Origin of the sequence: Legionella sp. MW5194, assembly GCF_016864235.1 — a bacterium.
Taxonomy (GTDB): domain Bacteria; phylum Pseudomonadota; class Gammaproteobacteria; order Legionellales; family Legionellaceae; genus Legionella_C.
This window is the reverse complement of sequence record NZ_CP045732.1, coordinates 1831919-1848011: the sequence shown is the minus strand read 5'-3', so window position 1 is coordinate 1848011 and position 16093 is coordinate 1831919. Positions and strand designations below refer to the sequence as shown.

Sequence of the window (16093 nt, the reverse complement as noted above, 5' to 3'; positions counted from 1 at the left end):
CTTGGTGCTTGGCTTCTTAAGCCTCACGCTTACATCAGTTGCGAAACTATATTAAAACGCACCTTCACAGTCAATTTATCATTGCATTAAATCTTTACAGCAAGAGTGGAGTATGAGGTCGCCAGGACCTTTTTGACAAGTCACCCTCTTTTAATCATATCATCACAGGCCATTTTTGCCTGTTTGCGAATAAAAATAGTAAAAAGCCCGTCCTTAATCACTGTCCTGTTCGCCGGCTGGATTCAAATAAAGTCTGGCTTGTGGTATTCTTACACGTTAAATTGAGTGTCGCAGTAGAGCGGCCAGAAGGAAAATTTACTTCCTATGGTCATTTATTCGATGATTGCATAAGGACGCCTCCAAGCCATGGTTTATTTAGCCAAAGAAGTCATACCAGTCAATATTGAAGATGAACTGAAACAATCCTACCTGGATTACGCCATGAGCGTTATTGTCGGGCGAGCGCTGCCTGATGTTCGTGACGGGTTGAAACCGGTTCACCGCCGCGTATTGTACGCCATGAGCGAACTGGGCAACGATTGGAACAAACCTTATAAAAAATCCGCCCGTGTGGTCGGGGACGTTATCGGTAAATACCATCCTCACGGCGATACCGCGGTGTATGACACCATCGTCCGTATGGCACAGCCGTTTTCCATGCGTTACCTGCTCATTGATGGGCAGGGTAACTTCGGCTCCGTTGACGGTGATTCCGCGGCCGCCATGCGATACACCGAAGTCAGGATGTCCAAGGTAGCCCATGCGCTGCTGGCAGATCTCGATAAAGAAACCGTGGATTTCAGTCCTAACTACGACGAATCCGAGTTTGCGCCCGTGGTTTTACCCTCCCGCGTGCCTAATCTTTTAGTCAATGGTTCCTCAGGGATTGCTGTGGGGATGGCTACCAATATTCCGCCCCATAATCTCACAGAGGTCATCAATGCCTGCATTGCGCTGATTGAAGATCCGGAATTAAGTGTTGATGATCTGATGAATCATATTCCAGGGCCTGATTTCCCCACGGCCGCCATCATTAATGGCAAGGCAGGGATTGTTCAGGCCTACCGTACTGGCCGTGGACGAATCCTGATTCGCGCCCGTACCGAAATCGAAACCGAATCCCAGTCCGGACGCCAGGCTATTATTATTAATGAGCTGCCGTATCAGGTAAATAAAGCGCGGCTTGTTGAAAAAATAGCCGATCTGGTGCGTGAAAAGAAACTGGAAGGCATCTCAGGCCTTAGGGACGAGTCCGATAAATCCGGGATGCGCGTGGTCATCGAGCTTAAGCGTGGTGAAGTTCCTGAAGTCATTCTCAATAACCTGTATGCTCATACGCAAATGCAGAATGTGTTTGGTATTAACATGGTGGCTCTGGTGGATGGCCAGCCCAGAACCCTTAATCTTAAACAGGTGCTCGACTATTTTATCAAGCATCGCCGCGAAGTAGTAACCCGTCGCACGATTTTTGAATTAAAGAAAGCCCGCAACCGTGCCCACATCCTCGAAGGACTCGGTATTGCGTTGGCCAACATTGACGAAATGATCGATCTGATCAAAAAATCACCTACACCACAGGATGCCAAAGAGCGGCTGATGGAAAGAACCTGGAGTCCCGGTCTGGTGAAAGCCATGCTTGACAGCGCCGGCAGCGACGCCTGTCGACCGGATGATCTGGCGCCTGAATTTGGTCTCATGCCCGACGGTTACCGCCTTTCTGCCAATCAGGCCCAGGCTATCCTTGAGCTGCGCCTGCATCGTTTGACCGCGCTTGAGCAGGATAAAATCATTGATGAATTCAAGCAATTGCTTGGGGAAATCAAAGCATTGCTTAACATCCTTGCTTCGCCCGAGCGTTTAATGGAAGTAATTCGTGACGAATTTGTCGAAATAAGAAGCCAGTTCGGCGATGAGCGGCGTACCGAAATTACTGCCTCTCAGGAAGACATTACGCTAGAGGACTTAATTACAGAAGAAGACGTGGTAGTGACGTTATCGCACCAGGGTTATGTCAAATACCAACCCATCTCCGCCTATCAGGCGCAGCGACGTGGCGGCAAGGGTAAATCCGCGACGAATGTCAAGGACGAGGATTTCATTGAACGTTTAATTATTGCCAGTACCCATGATACCCTGCTGTGTTTTTCCAACCATGGCAAACTGTACTGGTTGAAAGCCTATCAACTACCTCTTGCAAGCCGTATTTCTCGAGGCAAACCCATCGTTAATATTTTGCCTTTGGCTGAAGATGAAGCCATCAATGCCATGTTGCCGGTGCGAGAGTACCAGGAAGGGTATTTTGTGTTTATGGCTACCCGTCACGGTACGGTCAAAAAAGTACCGCTTGAAGCCTTCAGCCGACCGCGCTCTACGGGAATTATTGCCGTCGATCTGGACAACGATGATCGTCTGGTCGGTGTTGACATTACCGATGGCAGTAAAGACATTATGTTGTTCACCGATGCCGGTAAAGTCATTCGCTTTGATGAAAAACTGGTAAGACCCATGGGGCGGACTGCCAGAGGGGTCCGCGGCATTCGCCTCGCACAGGACCAATCTGTCATTTCCTTAGTGGTGGCCAAGCCCGAGGGCACAATTCTTACAGCAACAGAAAAAGGATATGGTAAACGGACGGATGTTGGGGAATACCGCATTTCAGGTCGCGGCGGCCAGGGTGTTATTTCCATTCAGGTCAACGAGCGCAATGGCAAAGTGGTGCGCGCCCTGCAGGTGGATGAGGGCGATGAAGTCATGCTGATTACGGATCAGGGAACCCTGGTTCGCTTCCGCGTCAAGGAATTATCGATTATAGGTCGTAACACCCAGGGCGTTCGCCTGATTAATGTCAGTTCGGGTGAGCATGTTGTGGGCATGCAGCGCATCGAAGAAATCAGTGAGGACGGCGAACAGGATGAAGAGGGTTCAGAGCAGGGTAATGAGGTAGAAGAAGACAGCAATGACTAGAGGTTATAATTTTGGCGCCGGGCCTGCGATGTTGCCAGAATCCTTATTGATTGAGGCGCAAAACGAATTCCTGGATTGGCAAGGTACAGGGATGTCCGTCATGGAAGCCGGTCACCGCACGCAGGAGTTTGATACCCTGATGAAACGTGCTGAAAGTAATTTGCGTCAACTGATTGGCATTCCTGATAATTACCATGTGCTTTTTATGGGAGGCGCCGCCCGCACGCAATTTTCAGTCATTCCCATGAATTTTTTAGGTAAAAAACAGTTCGGCGGGTACCTGGTGACCGGTATCTGGTCAGAATTTGCATTTGACGAAGCAAAAAAACTCAAAGCCGCTTACTGTGTGACCTCGGGTAAATCAGAGGGCTTTACCACTATTCCGTCAGCTGATCAGTGGGAAATTAAAAAAGACAGCACCTACATTTACTATACGCCCAACGAAACCGTCAACGGCATCCGATTGCCAGAGCCTCCAAAAACCCATGGTATTCCGTTGATCGCAGACATGACTTCCTGCCTTCTCAGCGAGCCCGTTCAGGTGGCCGATTATGATTTGATCTTCGCCGGTGCTCAAAAAAACATTGCCAATTCGGGCTTGACGCTGGTAATCGTGAGCGATCGGCTGCTGGAATCGATTAAAGACCCCGCATTGCCCACGATGCTTGATTACCGTACCTATTCCGAGAGCCATTCACTCTATGCCACACCGCCGACATTTAACTGTTACATGGCAGACAAAATGTTCCAGTGGATACTGGATGAGGGCGGGGTTGAGGTGTTATATCAGCGTAATTTGGAAAAAGCAAAGCGACTCTACAGCTACATTGATTCGTCTGACTTTTATCAGTGCAAAATTGATCCTCCCTACCGATCCATTGTCAACGTCTGCTTTTCGTTAGCTCACAGTGCGCTGGAGGAACTGTTTCTGACTCAGGCAAAAACACGTGGCCTTCTGGCCTTAAAAGGCCATCGCTTTGTCGGAGGATTACGCGCCAGTATGTATAATTCCATGCCCATGGCGGGGGTTGATGCATTGATTCAATTCATGAGTGATTTTGCAAAGGAACATCCTTTATGAGTGCTTTACATTTTATCAGTAAGCCGGTGACTGCCCTGGCGGGGGACATTACCGTTCCTGGCGACAAATCCATTTCCCACCGTGCGATTATTCTGGGCGCTATTGCTCAGGGGACAACCACAGTGAGCGGGTTTCTGGAGGGGCACGATTGCATGGCCACACTGAAAGCGTTTCAGGCCATGGGGGTTCGTATCGAAGGGCCTGTCTCACGACGAGTGGTCATTCATGGGGTTGGGAAGCACGGCTTGAAAAAACCGGAAAAGCCCATTGACTGCGGGAATTCGGGTACCAGCATGCGTCTTCTGGCAGGTATTCTGGCTGCCCAACCGTTTGATTCTGAACTCGATGGCGATGAAAGTTTAAGAAAACGTCCAATGGAGCGCGTGAGCCGGCCTCTGTTGCAAATGGGTGCGGATTTAGTGACAACGGAAGGAAAGCCGCCGGTTTATATTCGCGGCGGTCAACACCTGCAGGGGATTCACTATGAAATGCCTGAAGCCAGTGCCCAGGTGAAATCCTGTCTGTTGCTGGCGGGATTGTATGCCGAAGGGGAAACGACAGTGGTCGAGACGGGACATACCCGTGATCATACCGAGCGCATGTTGACTACATTTTCCTATCCTATTCAAAAGCTTGAAAGCGGTATTACCGTCAATTCAGAGAGTGAGTGCATTGGTTGTGATATCATTGTTCCCGGTGATATTTCTTCCGCTGCTTTTTTTATTGTGGCCGCGTCCATTATCCCAGGATCCGATCTGATTATCCGTAATGTGGGCATTAATCCTACACGCACAGGAATTATCCAAATTTTGGACATGATGGGTGCTAATATTACTATGACAAATAAACGTTTGTGTGGTGAGGAGCCCGTTGCTGATTTGCATGTAAAATACGCGCCACTGGAGGGAATTGATATTCCCACAGCCCTTGTGCCTCTGGCCATTGATGAATTTCCCGTTATTTTTATTGCTGCAGCCTGTGCCAATGGTCAGACCAGACTGCATGGTGCCAAAGAGTTACGGGTGAAAGAAAGCGATCGCATTGGCTCCATGGTGGAAGGCTTGCAACGTTTGGGCGTCGATGCTCAGGGTTTTGAAGACGGGGTCTTCATAAAAGGTGGAAAAATTTCAGGTGGTGAAGTGGAAAGTTTTAATGATCATCGTATTGCCATGGCTTTTGCCATTGCGGGTGGTGTTGCTGATGGACCAGTCATGGTAAGGCATTGTGCCAACGTGGCAACCTCGTTTCCGGATTTTGTTAAAACCTCCAGAGCCATCGCCATGTCGATTGAGGAATACGTTGATGAAGTGCAATAAAATGGTTCCAGTAATCACCATTGATGGGCCGAGTGGTACAGGTAAAGGCACGATTTGTCACATGCTGGCTGATCATTTGGACTGGCATGTACTCGACAGCGGCGCCATTTATCGGGTGCTTGCCTATGCCTTAAGGAAAAACCGGATTGATTTTAATCAGATTCAGGATATAGTAAAGTTGGCTCATTCTCTGGATGTCCGCTTTGAAACCGATCCTCATCAACAGAGCAGGGTTATTCTGGATGGCGAGGACGTCTATGACCAGTTGCGTTCTGAACAGTGTGGTCAGGATGCGTCTGTCATTGCCGCGATTCCTGAAGTAAGGGAGGCGCTTCTGCAACGTCAACGCGCGTTTGCCCAACCGCCGGGATTGGTTACAGATGGTCGGGATATGGGCACCGTGATTTTTCCAGACGCTGTTTTAAAGATTTATCTGGATGCTTCAGCAGAAGAAAGAGCAGCCAGACGATATTTTCAGTTGAAAGAAAAGGGAATTGATGTTAGCCTCGCGCAGGTTGTTGATGAATTGGCTAAACGCGATGCGAGGGACACACAGCGTTCGCATGCGCCGCTCAAACCTGCATCGGATGCAGTGAGGATTGATACAACTGGATTAACGATTGTACAAGTGTTCGATAATGTTTTAAAATTAATCGGACAGCATTCGTTTTTTCGCTAAAAAAAGCGAACAAGGGGGGAAGTTGAGTGGACCTCATACTTCCATTTTTTTACTAAAGAGTTTATTAAACATGTCTGAAAGTTTCAAAGAATTATTTGAGCAAAGTATCGTTGGTGCTCAATTTTATCCTGGTGCAATAATCACTGCAAAAGTAATCGATATCGATGACGATTTCGTCACGCTTAACGCGGGTCTGAAATCAGAAGGGATTGTCGCTGTCGAAGAATTCCAGGACAAGAATGGTGAGTTGGAAGTCCATGTCGGCGACATGGTGGAAGTGGCTTTGGATTCAGTCGAAGACGGTTACGGTGAAACCTTGCTGTCCCGTGAAAAAGCCAAACGTCAGGAAGCCTGGCGTAAACTGTCCAAGTGCCATGAAAACAACGATACAGTAACCGGCTTGATTTCTGGCAAGGTTAAAGGTGGTTTCACTGTTGAAATCGGTACAATCCGTGCATTCCTGCCAGGTTCTTTGGTTGATGTCAGACCTGTACGTGATCCATCCTACCTCGAAGGCAAAGAGCTTGAGTTTAAAGTAATCAAAATGGATCTGAAGCGAAACAACATCGTTGTTTCCCGACGTGCTGTTGTCGAAGAAGAAAGCAGTGCGGATCGTCAGGCCCTGCTGGAATCGCTGCATGATGGCCAGGTCTTGAATGGTATTGTCAAAAACCTCACTGATTATGGTGCATTCATTGACCTCGGCGGTATTGACGGTCTGCTGCATATCACCGATATTTCCTGGAAACGCGTCAAGCACCCAAGTGAAGTGCTGTCTGTCGGCCAGGATGTCAAGGTGAAAGTATTGAGCTTTGACAGCGAACGTAACCGCGTGTCCTTAGGCATGAAACAATTAGGCAATGATCCCTGGGTTGATCTGGTTGAGCGTTATCCTGTCGGTAAGAAATTGCAGGGTAAAGTGACCAACATCACCGATTACGGCTGCTTCGTTGAAATCGAAGAGGGCGTTGAAGGCTTGGTTCACATGTCGGAAATGGATTGGACCAATAAGAACGTTCACCCAAGCAAAGTGGTTTCCATGGGCGACGTGGTTGATGTCATGGTTCTTGAGATCGATGAAGAACGACGTCGTATTTCCCTGGGTATGAAGCAATGTGTCGGCAATCCCTGGCATCAATTTGCTCAGACCCACAGCAAGGGACAAAAAGTTACCGGTAAAATCCGTTCAATCACTGATTTTGGTATTTTCATCGGTCTGGACGGCGAAATCGACGGCTTGGTTCACTTGTCTGACATTTCCTGGAATACACCCGGTGAAGAAGCGGTCAAGCAATTCAAGAAAGGTCAGGAGCTCGAAGCTGTTATTCTTGCGATTGATGCGGAGCGTGAGCGCATTTCCTTAGGTCTTAAACAACTGGAAGGTGATAACTTCACAAGCTACGTTGAAGAGAATACCAAGGGCGCTATTGTCAAAGGTAAAGTCGTTGCCGTTGATCCAAAAACAGTCACTGTTGAATTAATGCAGGATGTGATTGGAACCATTCGTGTTAATGAATTATCTGAAGACAAAGTCGATGATGCGACTACGTTCTTTAAAGAAGGCGATGATGTTGAAGCGAAAATTGTCAATGTTGACAAGAAGAATCGCACCATCTCTCTGTCTATTAAAGCAAAAGACGCACAAGACCAGGCTGAAGCAATCAAGAAATACTCACGTAGCGGCGAAATGGCCTCCACGACTCTGGGTGATCTCTTGAAAGAGAAAATGGCCAGCAAAGATGTTGAATAAACATCGCTAAGAAAAAAAAGCGTAGTTTACTACGCTTTTTTTTTGTGGTTGACTTAGAGCACTTCATTTAAATACCTGGCTGGATTAATCAACAGTGTTTGTGTTAGGGATTCAGCGTAAAAGCCTATTTAAAAGCGTATAAGGATAAATGCAATGCGTCTTTTGATGATATTGTTTTATTTGTTGTTGATTTTGGTCGGTGTGAGCTTTGCGGCTTTAAATGCCAATTCTGTCGAAGTGAATTTTTACGTGACCACGGTGACAATGCCCATCTCCATTTTAATGACAATCATGCTCGGAATCGGAATTCTGGTCGGCTTTTTAATCTTTCTTTTGCGCTATTGGCGGCTTAAACGCGAATTAGCCAGAGTAAGAAACCAGTTACGTCTGACGGAAAAAGAAATTAAAAATTTAAGGGATATACCATTAAAAGATCAACATTGAAGCGAAGGTTTGACAGCGTTTCACAAATTAAGATAAAACCGACCTGTTGTGATGATTTCAATCAATTGATTATTCGTCATGGAGACCGTTGATGATTAATTTATGGCCATTGTTGTTACCCGCCGCAGCCTGGTCAGGCTGGTGGGTTGCCAATCGAAGCTTTGCTGGCAAAGAATTGAAAGCAGGAAACCGCCTATCAAGAGAATACGTCGTTGGTCTTAATTACCTGCTGGATGAGCAGCCCGATAAAGCAGTGGACGTGTTCATTAAACTGCTTGAAGTCGACAGTGAAACGGTTGAAACTCATCTGGCCTTGGGCAGTTTATTTCGTCGTCGTGGCGAAGTGGATCGTGCCATCCGCATTCATCAAAATTTAATTGCCCGCCCACAACTGAGTCTTGTAGAAAGAAAAGAAGCCCTCATGGCCCTGGGGCAGGATTACATGAGCGCGGGTGTGTTTGATCGCGCCGAACGCATTTTCCTTGAAGTGGTTGAGCTCGGCGGCTCGCGGGAAACGTCCAGTTTGCAAGGGCTGCTTGCCATCTATCAACAGGAAAAATCCTGGGAAAATGCGCTGGATGTTATTAAAAAGCTGGAGTTGTCAACCGGGCAGAGCATGCACATGCAGGCGGCTCATTACTATTGTGAAATTGCCGCGCAGGCCTTGAAAACCAATGCACTGGAAAAAGCACAGAATGCGATTAAGCAAGCGCTGTTGATAGATAAAATGTCAGTTCGCGGCAGTTTAATGCAGGCGTCTCTAGACATGGAGCAGGGCCGTTTCAAACAAGCCATTCGCTCACTCAAACGGGTACCGCAGCAGGATCCTGAGTTTTTAAGTGAAATCATTGAACCGTTAGTCATTTGCCATCGTCATCTGGATTGCATGAATGAGTGCGTCACGTACCTGGAAGACACATTAAACGATCATCCCCGTGCGTCCACCATCTTTGTGATCGGTGATTACCTGCGTAGGGAAAAAAGCATGGATGCCGCCATTGATTTTGTATCAGAACAATTGAGCACCTACCCATCCATAAAGGGACTTAACCGCCTGATTTGCTGGCACCTTGAAACAGCCCATGGCAAAGTGCGGGACAAGTTGCAAATGCTTTATGACATCACCAGCAAGTTTCTTGATAATAAACCCATTTATCGCTGTACCCAGTGTGGATTTGGCGGTAAACACCTACATTGGCATTGCCCAAGTTGTAAGCAGTGGGGTAGAATGAAGCCTGTTCATGGATTAGAGGGAGATTAGGGTTATCCTGATTTCTGGTTTAAATCGCTTTTAACGAGAACATTATGCAATTTATCGACCTTAAAAAGCAGTATCAATTAATCGAAACCGACGTGCTAAACAGCATTAAAAAAGTACTGGATCATGGCCAATACATCATGGGTCCCGAGATTGGTCTATTGGAACGTCAACTGGCTGATTTTGTCGGTAGCCGCCATGCCATTGTCAATGCCAGTGGCACAGACGCTCTGTTAATGGCGCTTCTGGCACTGGAAATTGGTCCCGGCGATGAAGTGATTACCAGCCCATTCAGTTTCTTCGCGACAGCGGAAGTGATTGCCTTATGTCAGGCCAAGCCCGTTTTTGTCGATATTGATCCTGCGACTTATAATCTCGATGTTGAAAAACTGGAAGCGGCGATTACGCCCAACACGAAAGCGATTATGCCAGTCAGCCTCTATGGTCAAACGGCAGATATGGCGTCAATCAATCAGATTGCTAAAAAATACGGTTTGCCCGTTATTGAAGACGCGGCGCAAAGTTTTGGCGCCACCCAGAATGGCCATTACTCCTGTGCGTTATCCACCATTGGCTGCACGAGTTTTTTCCCATCTAAACCCTTAGGTGGCTACGGGGATTCCGGTGCCTGTTTTACGGACGATGATATTCTCGCCGAACGACTGGTTGAAATTCGCATTCATGGCCAGAATGCCCGTTACTGCCATCGCCGTATAGGGATCAATGGTCGCATGGACACCCTGCAGGCCGCTATCCTGATTGAGAAGATGAAGTTATTTCCTAAAGAAATTGAACTGCGCCAGCAAGTCGCCGAACGTTACATGCAGTTACTGGATGGCATTGCTCAGACACCGGTTGTTAAGAAAGGCAATACCAGTGTGTATGCCCAGTTCACCATTGAAGTACCTCATCGTGAACGATTCCAAAAAGAAATGCAGATTTTGGGCATTCCCACGGCCGTACATTACCCGGTTGCCATGCATGAACAGGAAGCCTTGCAGTATTTGGGTTACAAAACCGGTGATTTTCCCTGCGCAGAAGCCGCCAGTAAGCGCGTGGTCAGCTTGCCGATGCACCCTTATTTGACGATGGAAGAACAAAAGAGGGTGGTTGATGCTGTAAAAGAGTGCATCGCCTTATCGGTTGAAGTCGCCTGATGACGACCGAACTGATTGTCGCCCTTGATTTTCATCATGAAATTGATGCGTTAAAGCTTGTTGAAAAGATAAACCCGGCTCATTGCGCCCTCAAGGTGGGCAATGAGCTGTTTACCCTGCTTGGGCCTTCGTTTGTAAAAAAACTGATTAATCTGCAATTCAACGTGTTTCTGGATTTGAAATTTCATGACATACCCAATACGGTTGCACGTGCCTGCGCCGCGGCTGCGGAAATGGGTGTCTGGATGATAAACCTCCATGCCTCCGGTGGTTTGGCCATGATGCGCGCGGCAAAAAACGCACTGGATGCTTTCGGCAAAGACAAGCCCTTGCTGATTGCAGTCACGGTATTAACCAGTATGAATTCACTGCAATTGCCCGAAATAGGCATCGACACCTCCATTGCCAATCAGGTTAATCGTCTGGCTCACCTGTCACATCAGGCAGAACTGGATGGCGTTGTCTGCTCAGCTCTCGAGGCACCCATTGTCAAGCAATTGTGTGGGGCCAGTTTTTTAACCGTAACCCCCGGCATTCGTCTGCCTGGCGATGCGGCCGATGATCAGTCACGCATTGTAACACCCCGAGATGCCTTGATGATGGGTAGCGACTACCTGGTTATGGGCCGCTCCATTACCCGATCGCCTAATCCCGATCAGGTGATCGCTGGCATTTTAGCCTCCCTGGTTGAGTAATAAACACGTGTCTTATTAACAGGCACGTGTACCGTTTAATAAACTTCTCCCTCCCGTATTCAATTCTACGATAATTTATGTTAGTTATTAAATTGGATAAATAATTTAGCAGACAGGCCACTTTGGAAAAAACGTGGTTCATACGATCACATAACAAAGGGATTTATTATGGCTCGAGAAAATGTGTTAAGTGATTTGTTACGTAGGAATTGTACTGAGCATCCCAACACGCGCCTTCTTCAAAAAATACTCCTTTGTGTTCACCGCGGTTGGTTTAGAATCAACGGCCTCGCCCCAGACAACCATTATACACTGGGGGATTACCTGCTTGATGACGAGCGTATTATTTTCGATTACACCCGGCTGAGCGATGAAGCGAAAGAAAAATTTATTCACTGGTTTTTAATGCCGCATTATCAGGATGCTCAAAAGGCCTTTTTAAGCGGGGTGGCGACCAATGATTACCGAGGATATACGGCGGAGGTCGGTTTAAGTTGGTGGGGCCGTATCACCAATCTTCTCTATTATCGCCGCAAAGCTTATCACTGGCCGCTCACGCCGCTGGAATTAACCTTGAATTATCAGTTGACTGGCATCGACATTTGCTCCGATAAATACGGTCTGTTGATTGGTCTTAAACAGTTTGCTACTGAAAATAATGGCAGTAAATACCGTGATCCGGAAGACAATCAGCTAACCCCTTTGCGCAACGCCAAACGCCTGATATTAACCGACAGGCTGGTTGAGAATTTAATCCATGATGATCCTGGCTCACTCAATTATGATGAAATGATCTTTAATCCGCATCCTTATGCCATTCGCGTTCCTTTACATAACCAGCGCATGGAGGAGATGTACGAATACCGTCAGACACAACGGTTTATTACCACGCAAACCTGGTACCAGCGCTTGTGGCGCTGGATTAAATCCTGGTACGAAAAGCCCAATAATGAGTATGAACTGGAAGAGTTCAAATTTCGGGAAAAACATTACCAGCCTCTGATTGAAGACGATGACGTGACGGTGTCCGAGCGGCCATCCACTGGAGAAATCCTGATAACCGAAAAACGTCCTGAGCTGGACAACATGGTGTTTTGCGGCGGCGGTGGCAAAATTTTTGCCCACGTGGGTGCCTATAAAGCCTGCGAAGAGGCCGGCATTACGCCAACCCGCTTTGCGGGAAGCTCGGCTGGCGCCATCATGGCGGTGTTGTGTTATTTGGGTTATTCCTCCGAGGAGATATTGAATTTCTTTAAAGAATTCAGGCAGGAAAACCTGATTCACTTTGACATTGACAGTTCAGGCATGTCAGACACCCAGGCAGTGAAAGGGGCTTTGGATTTTATGGTGACCCAGAAAGTGAATCAAATCATTCAACGTTATGGAATTGATACCACTGCAAAAGGCCGAAAGTTTCTCTCCGAAGAAGTGCTTTATAATAATAAAATCACCTTTGCCTCGCTTAAAGCGCTTAAAGAACGTTACCCGGATTGTGGACTTGGCAACGAGCTGATCGTTACCGCCACCAACATGCCGCAGCGTAAAACCCGTTATTTCTCGATTACTACCTCGCCAGATCTTGAAGTCAGTGCGGCAGTGACTATTTCGGCCAGCCTGCCTGTGGTTTTTAAACCCACCATTTTTGAAGGCGAACGGTACAATGATGGCGGCGTATTAAACAATCTTCCAACCAATGTCTTTCATGACAATCATTCCACGTTATTGACGTCAGAATACGGCAATTGTTTAAGTTTGCTTGCTTTCCAATTTGACAATGGCTGTGAACGGGGTTTAATTGACAAGCTGGTGGATCGTATCTATCGCGAAAATTTTATCTGGAATTGGATTTATGGTTTCCTAACCGGGGTGAAAGATCCGGTCAGCGGCTGGGAGCAGGATCGCTTAAGGCTGATGCAGCACAGTAATCAAGTGGTCCTCTTGCCTACGGGGAATGTGTCAGCCACCCAGTTTAATATTACCCCGGAAGAGCAGGCGATGCTGGTTAAGAATGGTGAGGACGCGGTAAAGAATTACATTGCCCCTCGTTATAACACCAGCCAAAGCATGAAGGCGCGTAATGAAGAGCACATGTATGCCAATTTTGCCAGTATCGAGGAGGCGCTTTATTTTACCTGCTTTCGTAATCGCAAAGACTGGTTTGAGCGTCTTGCTGCCATTGCCCTGAAACGGGGGATGACGGATGAGAAATTGAACGAGATACGTGAACGTCATTTCCCGGAACCCAGGCCCGCGCCAATAAGGGTATCGTCTGCTCTGGACAGTGACTTTTTTAATTCAGGGCTTTCCTCTTGGCTTCGTCGCGTCAACACGTTGTGCAACATGCAGATTTTTGAATGCCTGTTTCCCATTTTTTTAAAATTACCTACCTGTGTTTTTAAAAAGCCAGCTGACTTGAAAATCTATAAAATGGCCAGGCATTCCTTTGCCTTGACTAATCCCCATCAAAGCCTTGACATGCTGCTTAAAATCAATGGGGAAGTGCATGTGTTGTTTGCTATCCTTAAACACATCACATCGAGGTTAAATGTCGAATCGTTAAAGGAGCAATGCCAGCAGTTGAAATGCTATGAGGCCATTCTCAATAGCCAATGGATGACCGACGAATTGGTGTTCTATGGAAATTGGGATTTAACTCCCGAACAGGCTAACCGATTGTTTAAGGCCTTCCAGACCGGTAATCTAAACACGGCCCGCGTTATCTGTTACAGCTTAAAGAACAAAGAGGAGCCTCTGCAGACAGTAACGAAGGGGCAGGGAGATGAACTCATTTATACGGATGATCACTATGAGGACACTGATTACTGGGGCTTCACGGGGAATAGGACAAGCCATAGCGTTTGAATTTGCAAGGCAGGGGCATGATGTGGTTCTCGTGGCCCGTGAGGAGGCGCGGCTTAATGAACTGGCGGCCACGCTTCGATTAAAATTTGGTATTCAGGCTGACAGCGTGGCCATGGATTTAAGTCATCCTGGTAGCGCAGAGCATCTGATCAATGCCCTTGAAGCAAAACAACTGGATATTGAATGCCTGATTAATAATGCCGGCATCGGTTGCCTGGCCGATTTTGTCGACATGGATGGGGGCACAGTCAACGCCATGATGCAATTAAACATGGTTTGTCTGACCGAGCTGACCCACCATTACGCCGTCCGTTTCAGCAAACTGGGTCGGGGGAAAATTTTACAGGTGGCCTCAACGGCTGGTTTTCAACCGGGGCCGCGCATGTCGGTTTACTATGCTACGAAAGCCTATGTGATTTCCCTTTCAGTGGCTTTGGCCTATGAATTAAAGCCGCATGGGGTAACGGTTGCTATTCTGTGCCCCGGTCCAACAGAAAGTGCCTTTATGGAAAGAGCCCACATGCAGGGCTCCTGGCTTGCCCGTGGCATCATTGGTTTAATGAGTGCGGAAAAAGTCGCCCGTAAGGCTTATAGCGGATTAAATAGCAATCAATTATTTATTATTCCCGGTATAATGAATAAAATTCTGTTTTTTGCCGCGAAACTTTCTCCCCGGTTTATGTCCACGAGAATTGTCGCTTTTTTTCATCGAAAACAGGTATAAGGTGGCATGTCGAATCATTTAAATCATTATTATCTACAACAGATGGGGATAGAGCCCTGGATTTTACGTAAGCACCACGCAGGCTGCGAAAAGCAATTAAAGCAATTGATGACGGCTGTGGCTTCCTGCAGACGGTGCCCGCTTGCCGATACCCGTACCAATACGGTTTTTTCCCGCGGTAATCCCGCTGCAAAGCTCATGATTATTGGCGAGGCGCCGGGATTTTATGAGGATAAACAGGGAAAGCCCTTTGTCGGCAAGGCTGGCCTGTTGCTTGATCGCATGTTAAAGAGTATTGGGTTAGACGAACAACAGGTGTACATTGCCAATGTCTTAAAATGCCGTCCACCGGATAATCGTGATCCAATGGCAGACGAAATTGACCAGTGCCGCGACTACCTGGTACAGCAAATTGAATTGGTGTCACCTGCAGTGCTTCTCGCCCTGGGCCGTTTTGCCGGGCAATTTCTCATGGGTAAAACTACGCCTTTGAATCAGATGAGGGCTAAATTACACTCTTATCATGCGATTCCTTTTTTAGTTACTTATCATCCGGCCTATCTTTTACGCAATCCAAAAGATAAAAAACACGCATTTAGCGATTTACTTTTGGTTAAACAACGATTGTCCAGTGACGACGAACAGCAGGCAACAGGCTTTCAGTCTTGTTGAATTATTGGTCAGTCTGGCCTTGTTCACCCTGTTGTTGAGTTTTTATCTGGGAATGAATGCAAATAACCAGCTTAAAACGCAACTGACCGTGGCGCAGCATCGATTGACGCAAGCCATGCATTACGCCCGTAATCAAGCCCTGGTTAAGCGTTCTGTGCTGATTTTACACCCTATGGAGCAGGGCAACTGGGCAAAGGGCATGGTGCTTTTTAAAGACCCTGGCGAGCATCGCTTCAACCATCAGGAGGTGGTGTATGAGTGGCACGACCCAGGCAGTCCATTGACCATTACCTGGTCTGGTTTTCATTCGCCTGACGCATTGGTTTTTAGCCACACCCTCCGCCATGCCGCAGCTAATGGCTATTTTTCCATTTCTTATCAAGGGGTTGAACTGGGTCGGGTTATTATCAATCGGCTGGGCCGATTACGCGTTGTTCATTACATTTAATACCAAAATAGCCTATAATTTATACAGAATTTTCGGAAAACGG

Annotated in this window: 13 protein-coding genes; all 13 read left to right on the top strand. The window is 47.2% G+C overall.

The genetic code is table 11. The annotated features are described in order from the left end of the window. The first annotated feature begins 366 nt into the window (after positions 1–366). The 13 genes from gyrA to GH742_RS08580 all read left to right on the top strand — a co-directional run bounded on the left by gyrA (position 367) and on the right by GH742_RS08580 (position 16050). A complete protein-coding gene (gene gyrA / locus GH742_RS08640) occupies positions 367–2964 on the top strand; it encodes a DNA gyrase subunit A (RefSeq protein ID WP_203454450.1) in 2598 nt (865 codons plus the stop codon). After that, entirely contained in the window at positions 2957–4045 is a 1089-nt protein-coding gene (serC, locus tag GH742_RS08635; protein ID WP_203454449.1) for a 3-phosphoserine/phosphohydroxythreonine transaminase, read from the top strand. Before gyrA ends, serC begins: the two co-directional genes overlap by 8 nt. Beyond that, positions 4042–5361 carry a 3-phosphoshikimate 1-carboxyvinyltransferase gene (aroA, locus tag GH742_RS08630; RefSeq protein WP_203454447.1) on the top strand — a complete coding sequence of 440 codons (1320 nt, stop codon included), beginning with the start codon at positions 4042–4044 and terminating at the stop codon, positions 5359–5361. The genes serC and aroA overlap by 4 nt, the downstream gene beginning before the upstream one ends. Beyond that, positions 5348–6040, top strand: coding sequence for a (d)CMP kinase (gene cmk, locus GH742_RS08625; RefSeq protein ID WP_239005188.1), 693 nt, complete (start codon positions 5348–5350; stop codon positions 6038–6040). Before aroA ends, cmk begins: the two co-directional genes overlap by 14 nt. Positions 6041–6110: 70 nt before the next feature. Then, positions 6111–7790 (top strand): 30S ribosomal protein S1, encoded by a 1680-nt coding sequence (gene rpsA, locus GH742_RS08620; RefSeq protein ID WP_108293836.1) that lies wholly within the window; start codon positions 6111–6113, stop codon positions 7788–7790. A gap of 153 nt (positions 7791–7943) precedes the next feature. After that, complete coding sequence (locus tag GH742_RS08615; RefSeq protein WP_203454446.1) at positions 7944–8234, top strand: lipopolysaccharide assembly protein LapA domain-containing protein; 291 nt, start codon at positions 7944–7946, stop codon at positions 8232–8234. A 91-nt stretch (positions 8235–8325) separates the two neighbouring features. Then, positions 8326–9495, top strand: coding sequence for a lipopolysaccharide assembly protein LapB (lapB, locus tag GH742_RS08610; protein WP_203454445.1), 1170 nt, complete (start codon positions 8326–8328; stop codon positions 9493–9495). 44 nt (positions 9496–9539) lie between these two features. Further along, entirely contained in the window at positions 9540–10649 is a 1110-nt protein-coding gene (locus GH742_RS08605; RefSeq protein WP_203454444.1) for a DegT/DnrJ/EryC1/StrS aminotransferase family protein, read from the top strand. Next, the gene (gene pyrF / locus GH742_RS08600) at positions 10649–11344 is read left to right on the top strand and encodes an orotidine-5'-phosphate decarboxylase (protein ID WP_203454443.1); all 696 of its coding nucleotides are present in this window, start codon (positions 10649–10651) and stop codon (positions 11342–11344) included. Before GH742_RS08605 ends, pyrF begins: the two co-directional genes overlap by 1 nt. A 168-nt stretch (positions 11345–11512) precedes the next feature. Next, positions 11513–14206, top strand: coding sequence for a Dot/Icm T4SS effector VpdC (gene vpdC, locus GH742_RS08595; protein WP_203454442.1), 2694 nt, complete (start codon positions 11513–11515; stop codon positions 14204–14206). Beyond that, positions 14151–14930, top strand: a complete 780-nt coding sequence (locus tag GH742_RS08590) for an SDR family oxidoreductase (RefSeq protein ID WP_203454441.1) — start codon at positions 14151–14153, stop codon at positions 14928–14930. The genes vpdC and GH742_RS08590 overlap by 56 nt, the downstream gene beginning before the upstream one ends. Positions 14931–14936: 6 nt before the next feature. After that, entirely contained in the window at positions 14937–15602 is a 666-nt protein-coding gene (locus GH742_RS08585) for a uracil-DNA glycosylase family protein (protein WP_203454440.1), read from the top strand. After that, the gene (locus GH742_RS08580; RefSeq protein WP_203454439.1) at positions 15562–16050 is read left to right on the top strand and encodes a prepilin-type N-terminal cleavage/methylation domain-containing protein; all 489 of its coding nucleotides are present in this window, start codon (positions 15562–15564) and stop codon (positions 16048–16050) included. The genes GH742_RS08585 and GH742_RS08580 overlap by 41 nt, the downstream gene beginning before the upstream one ends. The last annotated feature ends 43 nt before the right edge of the window (positions 16051–16093 follow it).

Excerpts from the sequence above, each read along its gene's own strand:
- lapB (WP_203454445.1), top strand. The coding sequence starts at position 8,326 with ATGATTAATTTATGGCCATTGTTGTTACCCGCCGCAGCCTGGTCAGGC.
- cmk (WP_239005188.1), top strand. The coding sequence starts at position 5,348 with ATGAAGTGCAATAAAATGGTTCCAGTAATCACCATTGATGGGCCGAGT.
- vpdC (WP_203454442.1), top strand. The coding sequence starts at position 11,513 with ATGGCTCGAGAAAATGTGTTAAGTGATTTGTTACGTAGGAATTGTACT.
- pyrF (WP_203454443.1), top strand. The coding sequence starts at position 10,649 with ATGACGACCGAACTGATTGTCGCCCTTGATTTTCATCATGAAATTGAT.
- gyrA (WP_203454450.1), top strand. The coding sequence starts at position 367 with ATGGTTTATTTAGCCAAAGAAGTCATACCAGTCAATATTGAAGATGAA.
- GH742_RS08585 (WP_203454440.1), top strand. The coding sequence starts at position 14,937 with ATGTCGAATCATTTAAATCATTATTATCTACAACAGATGGGGATAGAG.
- serC (WP_203454449.1), top strand. The coding sequence starts at position 2,957 with ATGACTAGAGGTTATAATTTTGGCGCCGGGCCTGCGATGTTGCCAGAA.
- rpsA (WP_108293836.1), top strand. The coding sequence starts at position 6,111 with ATGTCTGAAAGTTTCAAAGAATTATTTGAGCAAAGTATCGTTGGTGCT.
- aroA (WP_203454447.1), top strand. The coding sequence starts at position 4,042 with ATGAGTGCTTTACATTTTATCAGTAAGCCGGTGACTGCCCTGGCGGGG.
- GH742_RS08615 (WP_203454446.1), top strand. The coding sequence starts at position 7,944 with ATGCGTCTTTTGATGATATTGTTTTATTTGTTGTTGATTTTGGTCGGT.
- GH742_RS08605 (WP_203454444.1), top strand. The coding sequence starts at position 9,540 with ATGCAATTTATCGACCTTAAAAAGCAGTATCAATTAATCGAAACCGAC.
- GH742_RS08590 (WP_203454441.1), top strand. The coding sequence starts at position 14,151 with ATGAGGACACTGATTACTGGGGCTTCACGGGGAATAGGACAAGCCATA.